This is a genomic window from Tindallia californiensis, from assembly GCF_900107405.1.
Taxonomy (GTDB): domain Bacteria; phylum Bacillota; class Clostridia; order Peptostreptococcales; family Tindalliaceae; genus Tindallia; species Tindallia californiensis.
Genome location: NZ_FNPV01000008.1, coordinates 55,831 through 72,498, shown reverse-complemented (window position 1 = coordinate 72,498; position 16,668 = coordinate 55,831). Strand labels below are relative to the sequence as shown.

16 protein-coding genes, 1 tRNA gene, 1 other RNA gene and 2 riboswitches are annotated in these 16,668 nt (G+C 41.9%); of the genes, 14 read left to right on the top strand and 4 right to left on the bottom strand.

Annotated elements, in window-relative coordinates:
* Positions 1–194 precede the first annotated feature (194 nt).
* The 7 genes from BLV55_RS11505 (at position 195) to ffs (ending at position 4,394) form a co-directional block, all read left to right on the top strand.
* Entirely contained in the window at positions 195–851 is a 657-nt protein-coding gene (locus tag BLV55_RS11505; RefSeq protein ID WP_093314571.1) for a TVP38/TMEM64 family protein, read from the top strand.
* Positions 852–894: 43 nt separating this feature from the next.
* Positions 895–1,404, top strand: a complete 510-nt coding sequence (gene tadA, locus BLV55_RS11500) for a tRNA adenosine(34) deaminase TadA (RefSeq protein ID WP_093314569.1) — start codon at positions 895–897, stop codon at positions 1,402–1,404.
* A 173-nt stretch (positions 1,405–1,577) separates the two neighbouring features.
* Entirely contained in the window at positions 1,578–1,883 is a 306-nt protein-coding gene (locus tag BLV55_RS11495; RefSeq protein WP_176968395.1) for a putative Se/S carrier protein, read from the top strand.
* 95 nt (positions 1,884–1,978) lie between these two features.
* On the top strand, positions 1,979–3,127 hold the full coding sequence (locus tag BLV55_RS11490) for a double-cubane-cluster-containing anaerobic reductase (RefSeq protein WP_093314565.1): 1,149 nt from the start codon (positions 1,979–1,981) through the stop codon (positions 3,125–3,127).
* Between the two features lie 29 nt (positions 3,128–3,156).
* Positions 3,157–3,912: an acyl-CoA dehydratase activase gene (locus BLV55_RS11485; protein WP_093314563.1), complete on the top strand. Its 756-nt coding sequence runs from the start codon at positions 3,157–3,159 to the stop codon at positions 3,910–3,912.
* A gap of 106 nt (positions 3,913–4,018) precedes the next feature.
* Positions 4,019–4,106: transfer RNA gene (locus BLV55_RS11480), tRNA-Ser, on the top strand.
* Between the two features lie 23 nt (positions 4,107–4,129).
* Positions 4,130–4,394: signal recognition particle sRNA large type (ffs, locus tag BLV55_RS11475), an RNA gene on the top strand.
* Positions 4,395–4,506: 112 nt separating this feature from the next.
* On the opposite strand, the gene BLV55_RS11470 is transcribed toward ffs, so the two are convergent.
* Genes BLV55_RS11470 through BLV55_RS11455 form a run of 4 tightly spaced genes read right to left on the bottom strand, consistent with a single transcriptional unit; the run spans position 4,507 to position 8,875 of the window.
* Positions 4,507–5,133 (bottom strand): nucleotidyltransferase family protein, encoded by a 627-nt coding sequence (locus tag BLV55_RS11470; protein ID WP_176968394.1) that lies wholly within the window; start codon positions 5,131–5,133, stop codon positions 4,507–4,509.
* On the bottom strand, positions 5,117–7,483 hold the full coding sequence (locus BLV55_RS11465) for a xanthine dehydrogenase family protein molybdopterin-binding subunit (RefSeq protein ID WP_093314559.1): 2,367 nt from the start codon (positions 7,481–7,483) through the stop codon (positions 5,117–5,119). Before BLV55_RS11465 ends, BLV55_RS11470 begins: the two co-directional genes overlap by 17 nt.
* Positions 7,483–8,019: a (2Fe-2S)-binding protein gene (locus BLV55_RS11460; RefSeq protein WP_093314557.1), complete on the bottom strand. Its 537-nt coding sequence runs from the start codon at positions 8,017–8,019 to the stop codon at positions 7,483–7,485. The genes BLV55_RS11465 and BLV55_RS11460 overlap by 1 nt, the downstream gene beginning before the upstream one ends.
* Before the next feature lies 1 nt (position 8,020).
* Complete coding sequence (locus BLV55_RS11455; RefSeq protein WP_093314555.1) at positions 8,021–8,875, bottom strand: FAD binding domain-containing protein; 855 nt, start codon at positions 8,873–8,875, stop codon at positions 8,021–8,023.
* A gap of 473 nt (positions 8,876–9,348) precedes the next feature.
* Positions 9,349–9,451, top strand: a riboswitch (glycine riboswitch).
* Between the two features lie 3 nt (positions 9,452–9,454).
* Positions 9,455–9,539, top strand: a riboswitch (glycine riboswitch).
* 99 nt (positions 9,540–9,638) lie between these two features.
* Here BLV55_RS11455 and BLV55_RS11445 point away from each other — a divergent pair.
* The 7 genes from BLV55_RS11445 (at position 9,639) to grdD (ending at position 16,596) form a co-directional block, all read left to right on the top strand.
* Positions 9,639–10,049, top strand: a complete 411-nt coding sequence (locus tag BLV55_RS11445) for a GrdX family protein (RefSeq protein WP_093314551.1) — start codon at positions 9,639–9,641, stop codon at positions 10,047–10,049.
* A 100-nt stretch (positions 10,050–10,149) separates the two neighbouring features.
* Positions 10,150–11,436 carry a glycine/sarcosine/betaine reductase component B subunit gene (locus BLV55_RS11440; protein WP_093314549.1) on the top strand — a complete coding sequence of 429 codons (1,287 nt, stop codon included), beginning with the start codon at positions 10,150–10,152 and terminating at the stop codon, positions 11,434–11,436.
* An 85-nt stretch (positions 11,437–11,521) separates the two neighbouring features.
* Positions 11,522–12,829, top strand: a complete 1,308-nt coding sequence (grdB, locus tag BLV55_RS11435; RefSeq protein ID WP_093314547.1) for a glycine reductase complex selenoprotein B — start codon at positions 11,522–11,524, stop codon at positions 12,827–12,829.
* A gap of 44 nt (positions 12,830–12,873) precedes the next feature.
* Complete coding sequence (trxA, locus tag BLV55_RS11430) at positions 12,874–13,191, top strand: thioredoxin TrxA (protein ID WP_093314545.1); 318 nt, start codon at positions 12,874–12,876, stop codon at positions 13,189–13,191.
* 106 nt (positions 13,192–13,297) lie between these two features.
* Entirely contained in the window at positions 13,298–13,768 is a 471-nt protein-coding gene (grdA, locus tag BLV55_RS11425) for a glycine/sarcosine/betaine reductase complex selenoprotein A (protein WP_093314543.1), read from the top strand.
* A 91-nt stretch (positions 13,769–13,859) separates the two neighbouring features.
* The gene (grdC, locus tag BLV55_RS11420; protein ID WP_093314541.1) at positions 13,860–15,398 is read left to right on the top strand and encodes a glycine/sarcosine/betaine reductase complex component C subunit beta; all 1,539 of its coding nucleotides are present in this window, start codon (positions 13,860–13,862) and stop codon (positions 15,396–15,398) included.
* A gap of 10 nt (positions 15,399–15,408) precedes the next feature.
* Positions 15,409–16,596, top strand: coding sequence for a glycine/sarcosine/betaine reductase complex component C subunit alpha (grdD, locus tag BLV55_RS11415; RefSeq protein ID WP_330386618.1), 1,188 nt, complete (start codon positions 15,409–15,411; stop codon positions 16,594–16,596).
* The last annotated feature ends 72 nt before the right edge of the window (positions 16,597–16,668 follow it).

The window sequence follows — 16,668 nt, the reverse complement described above, 5'->3', positions numbered from 1 at the left end:
AAAATATTAAAGAGAAGCGAAAAATCCGCCTTTATTCTCACTTTTTTGAAATTATGTCGACTTGCTTTTGATAAGAATCCTGTTTATGCCTGCTGGAATAAGTGAATAAACAGAATAACGATTCAATCACAATCCGAAGTTTTATAGAATCTCTTGAAAAACCCATAGACTACACCGGAAAGGAGCTGTCCGGTTTGAAAATAAAAAAGTATTTGCTGATCATCACATTCCTTGGTATGATGATTTTATTTATTACAATGACAGAAAGTCGGAGAGCCTGGCTTTTAGGTTTTGATGTGGAAGAAATACAAGAACTGGTGCTAACCTATGGGTTATGGGGGAGGCTTGTCTTTCTTGTGCTAGGAATCTTTCGACCACTACTTTTCATTCCGGTTTCTTTTTTCTTTGTAACGGGTGGATTGGCTTTTGGAACCTTGGAAGGCAGTTTTTGGGCTTTGTTGGGAATGATTGGATCAACCAGCATTATTTACTTTTGCGCCAGCCGGTTTCATCGACTGTTTCGGCGGATGGTTCAGCAAAAACATATTGAAATGCTTTATCGAATAACGGAAAAAGATTTGGTACCTAAAATTTTTTCCATACGGGTCACGCCGGGGATGCCTTTTGATTCTATTAGTGTGGCATCTGGCCTAACGCGGGTAAAATACAAGAGGTTTATGACAGGTACGTTTTTGGGGATGCTGCCAAAAGGCATTTTATACACCTACCTGGGGGAAAACTTAGATGACTACTTGTCACCACAAACCTTGTTGGTCTATGGCGCCCTATTGATAATGGCGCTGGCACCACATCTGTATAACTGGTATCAGCGGAAACACAGAAAAAAATAGCCTCAAAAAGGCGGCTAAAAGAAAAAATAAAAGGGGAATCACAATGACGCATCAAACGACAGATGAAATATATATGCAGTTAGCTCTTCGGGAGGCGAAAAAAGCAGCCGCAATAGGAGAAGTACCGATAGGTGCTGTCATTGTCAGGAAAGGAGTAGTAATTGCCAGTGCTCATAACCAGAGAGAAACAGGCAAGGATGCAACGGCTCATGCAGAACTGATTGCGATCCAGAAAGCTTGCCAAAAAGTTGGTGGATGGCGGCTGACAGATACTACCCTATATGTAACGATTGAACCTTGTCCAATGTGTGCTGGAGCAATTTTGCAAAGTCGCATTGATAAGGTAGTGATTGGTGCTATGGATCCGAAGGCCGGTGCCGCCGGTTCTTTGATGAATATTTTACAGGATCATCGATTTAATCATCAGGTTCAACTGACAACAGGAGTTTTAGAAGAGGCTTGCAGCGAAGCGATGAAAGCTTTTTTTCAAGAGCTTCGAGAAAAAAGACGGATGCAGAAGGAAACAGCCATTATCAATCAAAAGAATGCCTAAAGATTTCCTAAAAATGCTTAGCAATGTTAGTTATTGGATAAAAGAAATGAATGGGAAATCAAAAATAGATAAAGAATATCTATTATACTGGAGATTTTAATAATGATAGAATGACTGTCGGGTGGTGAACACTTTCGACAGTTTTTTTTATAGCGAAAGAAAGGGTGATGATTTTGAAAAAAGAGTGGCTGGTAGCATTTCATTCCACACATCATGCCATCGCAGCAGAGCGACTAGCGAAAGAGCAGGAGTGGAAGATGGAAATGATTCCCACACCTAGGGATATCAGTGCTAGTTGTGGTCTTTCATTACGATGTACGGAGCTGGAACTGGTAACCGTTGATAAAGTGATAGAGAAGTTCACCGAAAAAAAAGTTCTGTGGGCAGGGGTTTATGTAGCGAGTGGCCTCAAAGGAAGGCAAAAGACTTGGGAACTTATGCTCTCGGAAAAAGAACAAGCTAACAGTCAAGACTTTTAGCTTCTGATAAAGCCTTACCATCATCCTGTAGATAGCGATGCTGAAGATAGGGAAAAATTAATTGGTTTCTAAAAAAGAAAAGGAGATGATTGAAAATGGAAAGACCACAAACCATGGAAAAGATTGAAGATCTAAGAGGAATAAACTCGGTAAAGGTGAAAGAAGCCAGCGAAGCAGGACAAAAAATTGTAGGCATGTACTGTGTGTTTTCACCTCAGGAAATTGCCATGGCAGCGGGAGCCATTCCTGTATCTTTATGCGGAACCAGCAATGATCCTATCGAAGCAGCGGAACAGGAATTACCAAGAAATTTATGCCCTTTGATTAAATCTAGCTATGGTTTTGCTATTACTGACAAATGCCCGTTCTTTTACTTTGCCGATACCTTGCTAGCGGAAACAACCTGTGATGGAAAGAAAAAAATGTATGAATTGATGGGCAAAATAAAACCGATGCATCTTATGAACTTACCACAGAGCGCTGACGGAGAAGAAAACCTGGAACTGTGGAAAAAGGAAATGATTCGATTTAAGGAACATTTAGAAGATCAATTTCAGATAGAAATCACCAATGAAAGCCTAAGAGAAGCCATCAAACTGGCTAACCGGGAAAGAGAAGTTATGAAAAAAGTCCACCAGATCAATGCCAGGAAGCCAGCACCGATGACAGGGCTGGATATGATGAAAGCTCAATGGATTAAAGGATTTAACATTGAAAAAGAAGAAGGGATTCGCTTAATGGAAGACTTGTTGGAAGAAGTAGAGTCCAATCTTTCTAAACTGACAGACGGCGTAGAAGGACCACGGATTTTACTGACAGGCGTTCCTGTTGGGATAGGGTCAGAGAAAGTGATTCAGATTATTGAAGAAAGTGGCGGGAAAGTAGTAGCCCTAGAAAACTGTACCGGCTATAAAGGGTTGGATGTTATGGTAGATGAAACCAAAGATCCTATCGAAGCTTTGGCAGAAAAATATTTATCCACTCCCTGCTCCTGCATGTACAACAATCAGGGACGGTTAGATCTCATCAAAAGGATGGCGGAAGAATACCAGGTGGACGGAGTACTTGATCTTACCTGGCAAGCCTGTCATACTTATAACATAGAATCCTATTTCGTCAGAGAGTTTGTAAAAGAAGAGCTGAATTTACCTTTTTTACAGATTGAAACAGATTATTCCCAGTCAGATACAGGTCAGTTAAAACTTCGTATTGAAGCATTTTTAGAAACAGCTGAGAAAAACTAGTTTTTAGCTTTTTGCTAAGGAGGATCAACGTGATTCGTATTGGTATAGATATAGGATCAACGGTTACCAAAGCTGTTGTGATGAAAGATGAAAACATAATCGTCCATCAGCGTGTGCCGACAGGATGGAGTCCGAAGGAAACAGGAAATAGATTAATGGAAACACTGAAAAGAAACCATTCTTTCGATGAATCTGAAATAGCATCTGTAGTGACTACAGGTTATGGGCGAAAAACCCTGCCCTTTGCTACTCGTAAAGTAACTGAAATAACCTGCCACGCTAAAGGCGCGTTTCACCTTTATCCAAGCAGCAGAACCGTTATCGATATAGGTGGTCAGGACAGTAAAGTAATACGGATGGATGATGCAGGCAATGTGATTGATTTTATGATGAATGATAAATGTGCTGCCGGTACCGGACAGTTCTTACATGTGATGGCGACTCGCCTGGAAGTGGATGTCAACGATCTGGAGAAAATGGCTCTATTAGATGAGCCGGTTCAGATAAACAGTATGTGTACCGTTTTTGCAGAATCAGAAATTATTGGAATGATGGCGGCGGGTGCTTCAAAAGAAAGCATTGCCTCCGGACTGTTGAATTCTGTGGCAGGTCGTATTTCCACTCAGGCACAACGCATAGGCATAGAGGAAACCGTCTTTTTTTCAGGAGGGTTGGCAATAAACCAGTATCTGCAACAAGCCATCCAGGAAAAGCTTAATAAAAGAGTAGAAGTATCGCCAATGGCTCAGTATACAGGAGCCATTGGCGCAGCATTGCTGGGATAAGGGGTAAGATGCTTTGGCAAATTTGAAAAAAACACTTGCCAAAGAGGAAAACTTTCATTATAATATAATGTGCGGCTATAAAAAGATTGCAAGCATGCCGCTACATGGAGAGGTGACCGAGTGGCTAAGGAGCGCGCCTGGAAAGCGCGTAAGGCTTAACGGCCCCGCGGGTTCGAGTCCCGCTCTCTCCGCCATTATCATATTGTTATAAAAGTTGCTGTGCTAGATGGGGAGGTAGCGGTGCCCTGTAACCTGCAAACCGCTATAGCAGGGTCGAATTCCCTTTGGAGGCATTGTCTTTGTGGTGCAGACTCGGATAAGTGGTTATGACGACTGGGTCCCGCTCAACGGAAGTTCATGAACCCCGTCAGGTCCGGAAGGAAGCAGCGGTAAGTGATCCCTTTCGTGTGCTGCGGGTCAGCCTGGTCTGAGCTAACTGTTCGGGTACCGGCTATGAAACTTTGTCGAATTGGGGTGCACAGCTCATTTAATATAAAAGACAGCTGGTAAAATAAGAAGTATCATAATAAGGAATATAACATAAAAAAATGTTGTGCGTGATCCAGGGCTGACCCTTATCACACACAACATTTTTTATATTGGCTTTTGTTTTTTGAGGACTTCGTATTCCTTATAATAATCCATATCTAGGAGGATTCCTTCATCCTCTACGTTCACAAAATGCCCATCGGTATCATCGTATTTTTTCAAAAAAGCTTTTAAGCCTCCCGTGCCATCAAAACTCAAAAGATCGGCAATGTATTTTGATGAAATAACAGGTGGATGCCCTTTCTTCATTTGATAAGAAGGATAAACAATCCCTTTTTTCGTTGCTCTATACGATGTTACTATCTCTTTTATCGTGCTTACTTTTACCAATGGAATATCTACGGGATGCAGTAAAAAACCCTTATAATTTTTTTGGAGGCCCCGCACACCTTCTTTTATCGAAGAATACATTCCTTGGTCGTAATGATGGTTAATGACAATATTTACGGGATATTTCTTTAGGATCACTTCTAATTCATCTTTTCTGAAACCTGCTACAACATAAATATGATCGATTCCCGCATCCAAAAATGTCTGAATGATATATTCAATAACAGTCACTGAACCGAAGGGAAGCAAAGGCTTAAACGCTTTCATCCTGCTGGAATATCCGGCGGCCAGGATGATGACCGCCAGTGCATCGTTAAGATTTTCCTTATTTTGTTGATTCATTGATTGCCAATGCCACATTTTCCGGCGTTAACGGAAGCTTTGTGAAATTAATGCCTAATGCTTCGTAAAGTGCATTTCCGATTGCGGAAGGAACCGAAATCATTGGATGCTCTCCAATGCCTCTGGCGCCATAAGGCCCATCTACTTGTGCTGTTTCAGGTTCTTCAATATAAATTGGCACCATTTCCAACGGAATATCTTTTGCTGAAGGGATACGGTTATCTCCGAAGTAAGGGTTTAAGAGTCGGGCATCTTCATCAAACTTATATCCTTCAATAAGAGCTGATCCAATTCCTTGAACAATACCACCAAGCACCTGCCCATCCACCAATTTTTTATTAATAACCTTGCCGATATCAAAGGCCGAAACGATCTTTAATATTGTTATATCTCCGGTTTCGACATCCACCTCAAGATCGATTCCGTGAGCGCCGAAGGTCCATACAAGCCCAGGCCTTCCTTGTCCAGTTTCAGGGTCTGGATTGCTAAGTCCGCTTGCCATATAGGTACCATGGGCGATTAAAGGCCCGCCTATTCCATTTCCGTTTTCATAAGAGTATCCCATTGATAAGTCGATATAGGAAAGCTTTCTATGTGTTTGATGAACATGATAAATATATCCATCACCGTGTGTAAGTTCATCTGGGTGACAACGAAGGACTTGGCCAGCAACTTCTTTCATTTGCTCAATCATTTTTTTAGCGGCTTTTCTTACGGCATTTCCACCCATGAAAGTATACTTGGATGCTACGGTATTCCAGTCGTAAGGATGTTTATCCGTCTCTACATTCCATACAACTTCAACATTTTCGATTGGAATTTTAAGTTCTTCTGCGGCAACTTGTGCCATAATCGTATTAGCACCCTGACCCATATCAACGGCACCAATCATTATTTTTATATGGCCATCTTCATCCATTTGCATAATGGCGGATGTAGATGTATAGCTTGGCATTGCTGGAGCCTTTTGAAGCATTGCAAAGCCTTTTCCTCTTACTTTTCCTGTTTTGAACTCTCTTTGTTTTTCTTCTTCTGTTTTTCTTCCAGTCCAGCCTAATTCTTTCTTGACGGCATCCAGGCAAGCGATAGGATCACCTGTAGTGGGATATACAAGTTCTCCGCTTATAGTGGTACTGCCTGGTCGAAGCAGGTTTTTCATTCGAAGTTCATAAGGATCAATCCCTAACTTCTGAGCCATTATATCCATATGTCTTTCGGCTGCCCAGTGGGTTTCTAAATGTCCAAAACCTCTATAGGCGGTACTGAAGACTTTATTTGTATAAATCGTTCTGGAATGCAATTCTATATTAGGTATTTCGTAAGGACCTGCTCCTGAGTAAACGGCTGTTTTACCTACATTCACACCATAATCCGCATAGGCTCCGCTATCCCAATCATGATACACTTCCATCGCTACGATTTTACCGTCCTTATTAATTCCTGTTTTAAATCTTGCTCTCATCCCTGCTCGTGTAGGAAGAATGTTAAACTCTTCTTCTCTTGTCATTTTAAGTTTTACAGGTCGTCCCTTTACAGCTTTTGATAAGACACTGGCCAGAGGCTCAAGATGTACTCCTGCTTTTCCTCCAAAACCACCGCCTATATAGGGCACCACTACATTCACATCGCTTTTTGCAATCCCTAAGGATTTTGCTAATAACTGTCTCACAGCGAATGGAGATTGTGCAGAGGACCAAATTTTAACTTTGTTTGAATAAGGATCTGCCTGTGCAATGGTGACATGTGTTTCCATCGGAACATGAGCTACGGCCGGAACGTTGAACTCATCTTCAAAAATATAATCGGCTGCTTCAAAGCCTTTTTTAATATCTCCTTTTTTGGTCTTGTTCCAGCTTGCGATATTACTCCCCTTTTGAGGGAAGAATACACCTTTCATATGTTCGTAGGTGTGCAATTCTTCATGGACTAATACCTTTGCTTCTAACGCTTCATCCAAATTATGAACAATTGGCAAATCTTCATAGGCTACATCGATCAGCGTTACGGCTTCTTCTGCGATCGCTTCACTTTCAGCTACAACAGCCGCTACGATTTCTCCCTGATAGCGCACTTTTTCTCTTGCCATCACCTTTTTGTCGACCATATACAAACCCACTGTATAGGGAGCGTCTTCACCAGTAACGACTGCCTTTACTCCTTTTAATGCTTTGGCTTTAGAAGTATCGATGCTTACGATTTTAGCATGTGCCTTAGGGGAAAGCAGGGCTTTTGCATAAAGCATTCCGGGGACTTCCATATCATGCACATAGATCGCTTGTCCAGTTACTTTTTCCTGAGCTTCTTTTCGGTCATAGCCTTGCCCTATATGACTTAATGGTTGTTTGTTCATTATTTCAACTCCTCTCTTTCCCGTTTTGCAGCTGAACGAATGGCATTTATGATGGGTAAGTATCCTGTGCAACGACAGAAGTTACCCTCAATGGCTTCCTTGATTTCTTCCTCTGTTGGATGATCTTTCCGGTCTAATAAGGCTCTTGCGGACATAAGCATTCCGGGAGTGCAAAACCCACATTGCAATGCATCGTGAGTAATAAACTCCTGTTGCAATATCGAAAGTTCATTCTCTTTAGCGAGGCCTTCGACAGTAAGAATTTCTGCATTGTTTGCTTCTGCAGCCAGTATCAGGCATGAATTTACAACTTTACCATCCATCATAATTGAACAAGCACCACACTCTCCTTCTCCACATCCTTCTTTTGTACCAAAAAGTTTCAGCTCATTATGGAGAAACTGCAAGAGGGTCATCGTAGGATCTACATTTTTTTCTATTGTTTCTTTATTTACCGTAAGCGTTATAGCTACTTTAGGCAGTCCTGAATCTGTATATTCAAAGCACTGGTTGTTATTTTTAAAATCATTACACATATTACTTAGCCCCCTTTTCAATCATCGCCATCATGGCTTTATTTGCTAGTGCGCCTGCTGCTAATAATCGATATTCCAAAGAAGAACGCACATCGCTTATAGGTTTAATATGCTTTTGAATCTCAGCTTTTAACCACTGAGCCGTTTCTTTGCTAAATTCCATGTTCATTAGTTCTTTTTCTACCTCTTTAAGTCGAATAGGCGTAGGTGCAACCGCTGCCATTGCAATGAAAGTCCTTTTGTCTGCGGTTCTTCTTATTGTAATGCCTACGGTTGCTAAATCATGGCCTTTCACACGCGTTTGCCTTCTGAATTCACTCATATCTCCTGGTTCCACATCCGGAAGAGATACACCTAAAACAATTTCATTATCTTTTAATGCTGTTTTTTTAACTCCTGTAAAGAAATTTTCCAGTGCTAACTCTCTTTTTCCATTAGGTCCTTCAATATGAACCGTTGCCTGATAAGTGAGAAGAGGGGATGAAAGATCTGCTCCAGGCGATGCATTGCAAATATTGCCCACAAGGGTTGCTCTGTTTCTCAATTGATAGGAAGCTAAAGAGCCTGCAGCTTGTGAAAGTGCAGGATATTTTTCAATCACAGTATCAGACTCAGCTAATTCATTGACTAATACAGTGGCTCCGATATAAAGACCTTCACCATTTTTATAGTCAAATCGATGAAGTTCTTCAATTCCTTTGACATCTAAAATGTTATCCACCATCTCTACGTTCCTTCGAAGCGATATCATAAGATCTGTACCGCCGGCCAAGATTTTAGTCCCCGGATTAGCTGATAAAAAATCGATGGCTTCTTGCGTTGTCTGGGGTTTTGAATAATTGAACTTACTTATCATTAAAAAACCTCCTTTTAATATTACGTTGCATTCATCTTCTGACACTGCTATTTTTCGATTGCTTACATCTTAATTTTACCATTATTTCACAATACTCTAAAGAAAATGACATTAGTGCTTTTACACAAAATTATGAGCGTTTTTTCCTTACTAATTGTAATGTGTTGATTGGAAGGTTCAAAACAGGCGCCTTTAGGCTTCTTGTTTTTCAAAAAAGAGGATGCTTATGTCCAAGCATTGGTAGTCATGGCAGAGATCCAGACAAGATCGCAGCAGAAACTAAGCATCCTGTTTGTGATTACTGATATTCGGTTGGAAGAGCGACAAAGCTTGCCTGGGGCTGAATAGCGCACTTTGAAATTTTGTTAATTTATTATCAAAAAAAGATTGATTTTTATAGGAAAACGTTATACAATGATTACAAAGATCGATGTCAGTGTGAAACTTTCTTGATAACTTCATAAAAATACTGGATGATGTATGTGGGAGAGAGTCCGATGATGGGCCGCCGAAGGTAAAAGCTAACCGCCGAACAGCGTTAGTGAATTTCTCAGGCAAAAAGACCGCATGCGGACAGATCTCTGGAAAGCGAAAGCACCGAAGGAGCAAGTCTTGTTGAAGATTGCTGATCAACAGGGAGAAACTCTCAGGTACCAATACAGAGCAAACAGGACAGTGTCTTGTTTGCTCTTTTTGTTTTTTCGAACTGGTGATCATGAATCGTTTCACGTGAATGAAATAATTTATCCCTGGCGGTGATAGGATGGTAGTAACTAATAATCCAATGGTGAAAAAAGAGTTGGAGGGAAGTCTGATACCCCTACTTTGGGTAGAAGGAGATTACGAAGCTGTGTTGCGAAAAGTACGGGATCTGGTTCATACCGGTCATCAGATCATATCCCATCCCCTGGTAGGCAGCATTAAGCCCTATGAAACTCCTTATCGCACCGTGGTAATATCTGACTGGGCTGATTCGCTTCATATGACGTCATTACAAACCTTGGAACAGGTCTTTTCCTTACTGAACTCCTTTAAGGGGAAGGACGGGAAATTAAATTCATTGCGGACCTATCGAGATGAAGATTTACCGGATCTCCAACTGATAGATCTGGATTTAATAAAGCCGGTGATGGATCGGGGAAGCAAAGAAAAACAGGATGAGATTAGAGAGTAAAGAATAGAGGGAAAGCATCAGACTAAAAAAGCAAAAATGTTTTATCAGATAGCATTGTATGTAATTTGTAGAAGGAAGAGAAAAGAAAGGAGAGAAAAAAATGAAGCTGGAGTTAGGAAAAATCTTTATCGAAGACGTTCAGTTTGGGGATAAAACCCATGTGGACGGGCGCATTCTGGTCGTTGACCACAGAGAGTTACTGGAGGCTATTGGAGGCGAAGAACACCTATGGAAAATGCGGGTAGACTTAGCTCATCCAGGCGAATCTGTACGTATTACTCCGGTAAAAGACGTGATTGAGCCAAGGGTTAAAGTAAAAGGACATGGCTCTATCTTTCCTGGCATGTTAGGGAAGGTACACACTGTAGGTAATGGACGAACCCATGCGATGAAAAATGTAGCGGTGGTGACAGCTGGTAAGGTAGTTGGTTTCCAGGAAGGCATTATTGATATGTCTGGACCTGGAGCAGAATACACACCTTTCTCAAAAACCCATAATATTGTTATTACAGCAGAGCCAAAACCAGGTATTAAAGCCCACGAACATGAAGCTGCTTTAAGAACCATTGGCTTGAAAGCAGCCGCTTTTATAGGTGAAGTGATCAAAAATATAGAACCAGATGAAGTGAAAACTTATGAAACACTGGCACCTAGAGAAGCAGCCGAACTACATCCGGACCTGCCTCGGGTTGGTTATGTATATATGTTGCAAACTCAAGGACTACTGCATGATACCTATGTTTACGGCGTGGATGCAAAAAAGCTGGTTCCAACCGTAATGTATCCAACAGAAATTATGGATGGTGCCATTGTTAGTGGAAACTGCGTATCTGCTTGCGATAAAAACCCAACCTATGTGCATTTGAATAACCCGGTAATCGAAGACTTATACGAAGAGCACGGAAAAACAATAAACTTTCTGGGAGTTATTATCACCAACGAAAATGTTACCTTGGCTGATAAAGAGCGTTCTTCCAACTGGACCGCAAAACTATGTGAATTTATGGGGCTGGACGGAGCCATTGTTACTCAAGAAGGTTTCGGAAATCCAGATACTGACTTAATTATGAACTGCCGAAAAATTGAAGAAAAAGGCATTAAAACGGTTATTGTAACAGATGAATATGCCGGTCGGGACGGAGCTAGTCAATCTTTAGCAGATGCTGACCCGAAAGCCAACGCCGTTGTTACAAATGGAAATGCCAACGAAACCATTGTACTGCCAGATATGAACCGACTGATCGGAACGACCGCTTACGTTGATTCTATTGCAGGTGGCTTTGATGGAAGTTTAAGAGACGACGGTTCCATTGAAGTAGAAATTCAGGCGATTACAGGAGCCACCAATGAATTAGGATTTGGACACCTGTCAGCCGCTGCCTATTAAAGAAAATCATAAGCTAAAGAATAGCTAAAGGATAAAAAATCTGCAGGAATAAATACCTGAGGTAAAAAAAGAAAGGAAGGTTGAAATGGCTAAAAAGCGAATTGTTCATTATGTGAATCAATTCTTTGCTGGAATTGGTGGCGAAGAAAAAGCAGATATTCCACCAGAGCTGAGAGAAGGCGTAGTAGGGCCTGGGATGGCATTTAACACAGCTTTTGGAGAGGATGCAGAAATTGTAGCGACCATTATATGTGGAGATTCTTACTTTAATGAGAATCCAGAAACATCAAAGCAAAAAATACTGGAAATGATTAAGCCTTACGAGCCGGACATGTTTATTGCTGGTCCTGCCTTTAATGCCGGCCGTTACGGAGTTGCTTGCGCAACTGTTGCCTGGTTAGTGCAGGAAGAACTAAAAATTCCGGTATTAACAGGAATGTATAAAGAAAATCCAGGTGCGGATCTATTTAAAAAGGGTATTTACATTACTGAAACCGGGAATTCTGCCGCCGCTATGAGAAAAGCCGTTCCTGCTATGGTTAAGCTGGCCAACAAACTGATGAATGGTGAAGAAATAGGGTTACCGGCGGAAGAAGGTTATCTCGAAAGAGGAATCCGTAAGAATCTGTTTATGGAAGAACGTGGCTCCAGACGTGCGGTTAACATGCTGATTTCAAAACTTCAAGGAAAAGAGTACAAAACAGAATATGCCATGCCAGAGTTTGACAGAGTACCTCCGGCAGGAGCCTTGGCAGATCTTAGTCACTTAAAAATTGCAATGGTAACTTCCGGTGGAATTGTTCCTAAAACAAATCCAGACCGAGTAGAATCTTCCAGTGCATCTAAATTTGGAAAATACTCCATTGAAGGAATTGACGACCTTACAGAAGAAATGTATGAAACAGCTCACGGTGGCTATGACCCAATCTATGCCAATGAAGATCCGGATCGGGTACTTCCGTTGGATGTGTTGAGAGATATGGAGCGGGAAGGGGTTATTGGAAGCATTTTTGAATACTTCTATAGCACCGTAGGAAACGGGACCTCTGTAGGAAACTCAAAAGCTTTTGGAATGGCCATAGGAAAAGAAATGAAGGAAGCTGGTGTTGATGCCGTACTGCTAACCTCCACATGAGGTACTTGTACTCGTTGCGGCGCAACGATGGTAAAAGAAATTGAGCGTACCGGAATCCCGGTTGTACATGTATGCACGGTTGTTCCGATCTCCATGACCGTAGGAGCAAACCGTATTATACCGGCGGTAGCAATCCCACATCCTTTTGGCGATCCTAAGCTGGAGGCGAAAGACGAAAAAATGCTTAGAAGACGATTAGTTGAAAAAGCCATGAACTCTCTAAAAATGGATATTGAAACACAAACGGTTATTGAATAATCTTAACAAGACTGAAAACGCAAAAATAATTAGGAGGTGTCGATATGCTGGAATTAGATAAAAAAACATTTCAGGAAGAAGTATTGGACGCAGAAGGATTTGTTCTGGTAGACTATTGGAGCGATGGTTGCGAGCCTTGCAAAGCATTATTACCAGACATTGAAGCATTAGCTGAAAGCTATGGTGACAAAGTGAAATTTACAAAACTTAATATAACAGGAGCTCGTCGTCTGGCTATTTCGCAAAAAGTGCTGGGACTTCCTACCATCACCTTATATAAAAGTGGCGAAAAAGTAGCGGAAGTGACTAAAGATGACGCTACAAAGAGTAATATTGAAAAAATGATTACAGAAAATGTTTAAGGCAGGAAAAAAAGGTTAAGCTAAAGTTAAATAGGTGTAATCTGAAGTGTGGCAAACATGTGCCTGTCAGATCATCAATAAATAAAAAATAGAAAGGATGGTTCTAATGAGTATCTTAGATGGCAAAAAAGTTATTATCATTGGAGATCGGGATGGCATTCCGGCACCAGCAATCGAAGAATGCCTGAAAGGTACCGGAGCTGAAGTAGTATTCTCTTCCACAGAATGCTTTGTCTGAACGGCTGCTGGTGCTATGGACCTGGAAAATCAAAATCGAGTGCAAACCCTTACGGAAAAACACGGAGCGGAGAATATGCTTATTCTTCTTGGAGGAGCAGAAGCAGAATCTGCTGGCTTAGCCGCTGAAACCGTAACCAATGGGGATCCCACTTTTGCAGGTCCTTTAGCAGGAGTCCAGTTAGGACTCACAGTATATCACGCTGTTGAACCGGAGTTTAAGGAAGCGGTCAACGAAGAAGTGTACGATGAACAGATTGGCATGATGGAAATGGTATTAGACGTGGACGAAATTGTTGAAGAAATGAGCAGTATTCGAGAACAATTCGGCAAGTATTAAATAAGAGAAGGGTGATGGCGTGTTCATCACCCTTTGCTTAAATCAAAACCTGTAACTGTATTTACCCTAACCACTTTTGGAGGTGTTTTTATTGAGTTTTCCAGTGATTAAAGGTACCGGCTATGCCTTGGTTTATACACCAGATATTATGCATTGGCATGGAACAACCCAAAGTTTAGAGAGGGCATCCAATCCAGACTCTGAATATATAAAAGGATTAAAAGAAAGCACAAGATCTTTTGAAGAAGTAGTAGCCTATGCGCCCAATCAGACCTATATTGGAGCGTTGCATCCAGAAAAACTACGGGATATTGCAAAACCTTGGTACGAAAATCCGGTAGCAGAGGCAGAACGAACTGGTCCCTTAGGCGAAATCATGCCTCAGGATGAATTTTATGGATTAATGAAAATTGCTGATGTGTTTGATCTGGTCAGCTTGGAAGAAAGCTTCTGGAAACAAGCGAAAGCCAAACTAGAAGCACATCCTCTTTTTAAGGATGATGTAGAAAAAATGGGTCAAGGTGAGGAAAAAAACGATATTCAACGCTATATTGATGAATATCATGCCGATCCGATCTATCATGAAGGTGAATTGGTAGGCTGCGTAAAAAGAGCGCATGATGTAGACCTTAGCCTGACAGCCCATATTATTTATGAAAACCTGGTATCAAAAGCTTCTGGTATGCTAGCGATGAAGCACCTAATCGATAAAAACAATATTGATGTTACAACTATTGATTACGTTATTGAATGTTCGGAAGAAGCTTGCGGAGACATGAACCAAAGAGGTGGCGGAAACTTTGCCAAAGCCATTGCAGAATCCGTAGGTGCGGTGAATGCAACTGGGTCCGATGTTAGAGGTTTTTGTGCGGCACCAACCCATGCATTAATAGAAGCGGCGGCATTGGTAAAAGCCGGTGTCTATGAAAATGTAGTGATTGTTGCCGGCGGTGCTACAGCAAAGCTGGGCATGAACGGGAAAGACCACGTGAAAAAAGGCATGCCTTTGCTGGAAGACGTCTTAGGTGCTTTCGCGGTATTGGTATCGGCGAATGACGGAATTAACCCACTGATCAGAACCGATCTTATCGGAAAACATACAGTGGGAACCGGATCATCGCCACAAGCCGTCATCACCAGTCTGATCACCACACCTTTAGAAAAAGGTGGACTTAAAATTACTGATATTGATAAATACTCCGTGGAAATGCAAAACCCAGACGTTACAAAGCCGGCAGGAGCCGGAGATGTACCGGAAGCAAATTATAAAATGATCGGCGCATTAGGCGTTAAACGAGGAGAAATAGAGCGAAAAGAACTGCCGAACTTCGTAACAACCCATGGAATGCCAGGCTGGGCACCTACCCAGGGTCATATTCCTTCCGGAGTTCCTTATATAGGCTTTGCACAACAAGACCTGACAACTGGCGATCTTAACAAAGCCATGATCGTTGGGAAAGGCAGTCTTTTCCTTGGCCGGATGACGAACTTGTTCGATGGCGTATCGGTTATTTTAGAAAAGAACAGTGGTCAGGTTCAGTCGGCTGGTGAAGGCGCTTCGAAAGAAGAGATTAAAGAAATGATTATTGAAGCCATGAAAGACGTTGCCAATCAACTGATAAAAGAATAGGAGGGGAAGAATGATGGATCGCACGGCAATCAAGCAAGAAATTGGCCGAACCCTTCTTTCTTTGACAGAATCGATGGAACAGGGAAATTTCGGTCCTAAAATAAGAGTAGGGCTCACCACCCTGGGCAGCGAATTGGAACCAATTCATCTGGTAAAAGGAGCTGAAGAAGCCGTAAGGCGTTCAACAGACCTGGAAGTGGTGTTGATTGGGCCAAAGGTAGAAACAGCCTTGGAAACGGTGGAAGTAAACGAAGAAGCAGAAATGCATAAAGTGATGGAACGAATGCTGGACGAAGGAAAAATCCAGGCTTGCGTTACCATGCATTACAATTTCCCTATTGGCGTTGCAACTGTAGGAAAAGTGGTTACGCCAGGCTTAGGCAGAGAAATGTTTGTAGCCACTACTACGGGAACGGCGGACACCCAACGAGCGGCGGCTATGGTGAAAAATGCCCTTTATGGGATCATAACGGCTAAAGCCATGGGGATTGAAAAACCAACCGTCGGTATTCTGAACCTGGACAGTGCCCGGCAGGTAGAGCGAGCCCTGAATACTTTGAAATCCAATGGCTATGAAATCAACTTTTCAGAGTCTGTTCGTTCAGATGGCGGTAGTATCATGAGAGGAAACGATCTGTTGACCGGATCAGCGGATGTCATGGTAACCGATAGCTTAACAGGAAATATCATGATGAAAGTCTTTTCCTCCTATACGACAGGTGGAAGCTATGAAGCCTTAGGTGCTGGTTATGGACCTGGTATTGGCGAAGGGCAGCAACGGGTTGTGCTGATTCTTTCCAGAGCCTCTGGAACCCCGGTGGTTGCCAATGCGCTACAATACGCTGCTTCTCTGGTAAAAGGAAATGTACAGACCCTAATGGCTGATGAACTGGAAAAAGCTAAAAAAGCAGGCTTAGAATCTATTTTAGAAGGCCTCCAAAAAGATTCTAAAAAAGAAAAAGCAACGGAAGAAGAAATAAAAGCACCACCAAAAGAAATTGTGACAGGCAATATCTCCGGCATTGAAGTGATGGATATTGACGATGCTGTTCAGGTTCTTTGGAAAGAAGGGATTTATGCCGAAAGCGGCATGGGATGCACCGGACCTGTTGTAATGGTGGCAGAAGATAAAGTTCCAAAATCAGTAGAAATACTGGCAAAAGCCGGATATGTAGCTGGAGAAGGAGATGTTTGCTAATCCCTAGCAAACAGATGGAAAAACAATAGGCATCATTAGAAATACCTCCAAAGGAGAAAGTCTTCGGAAAGA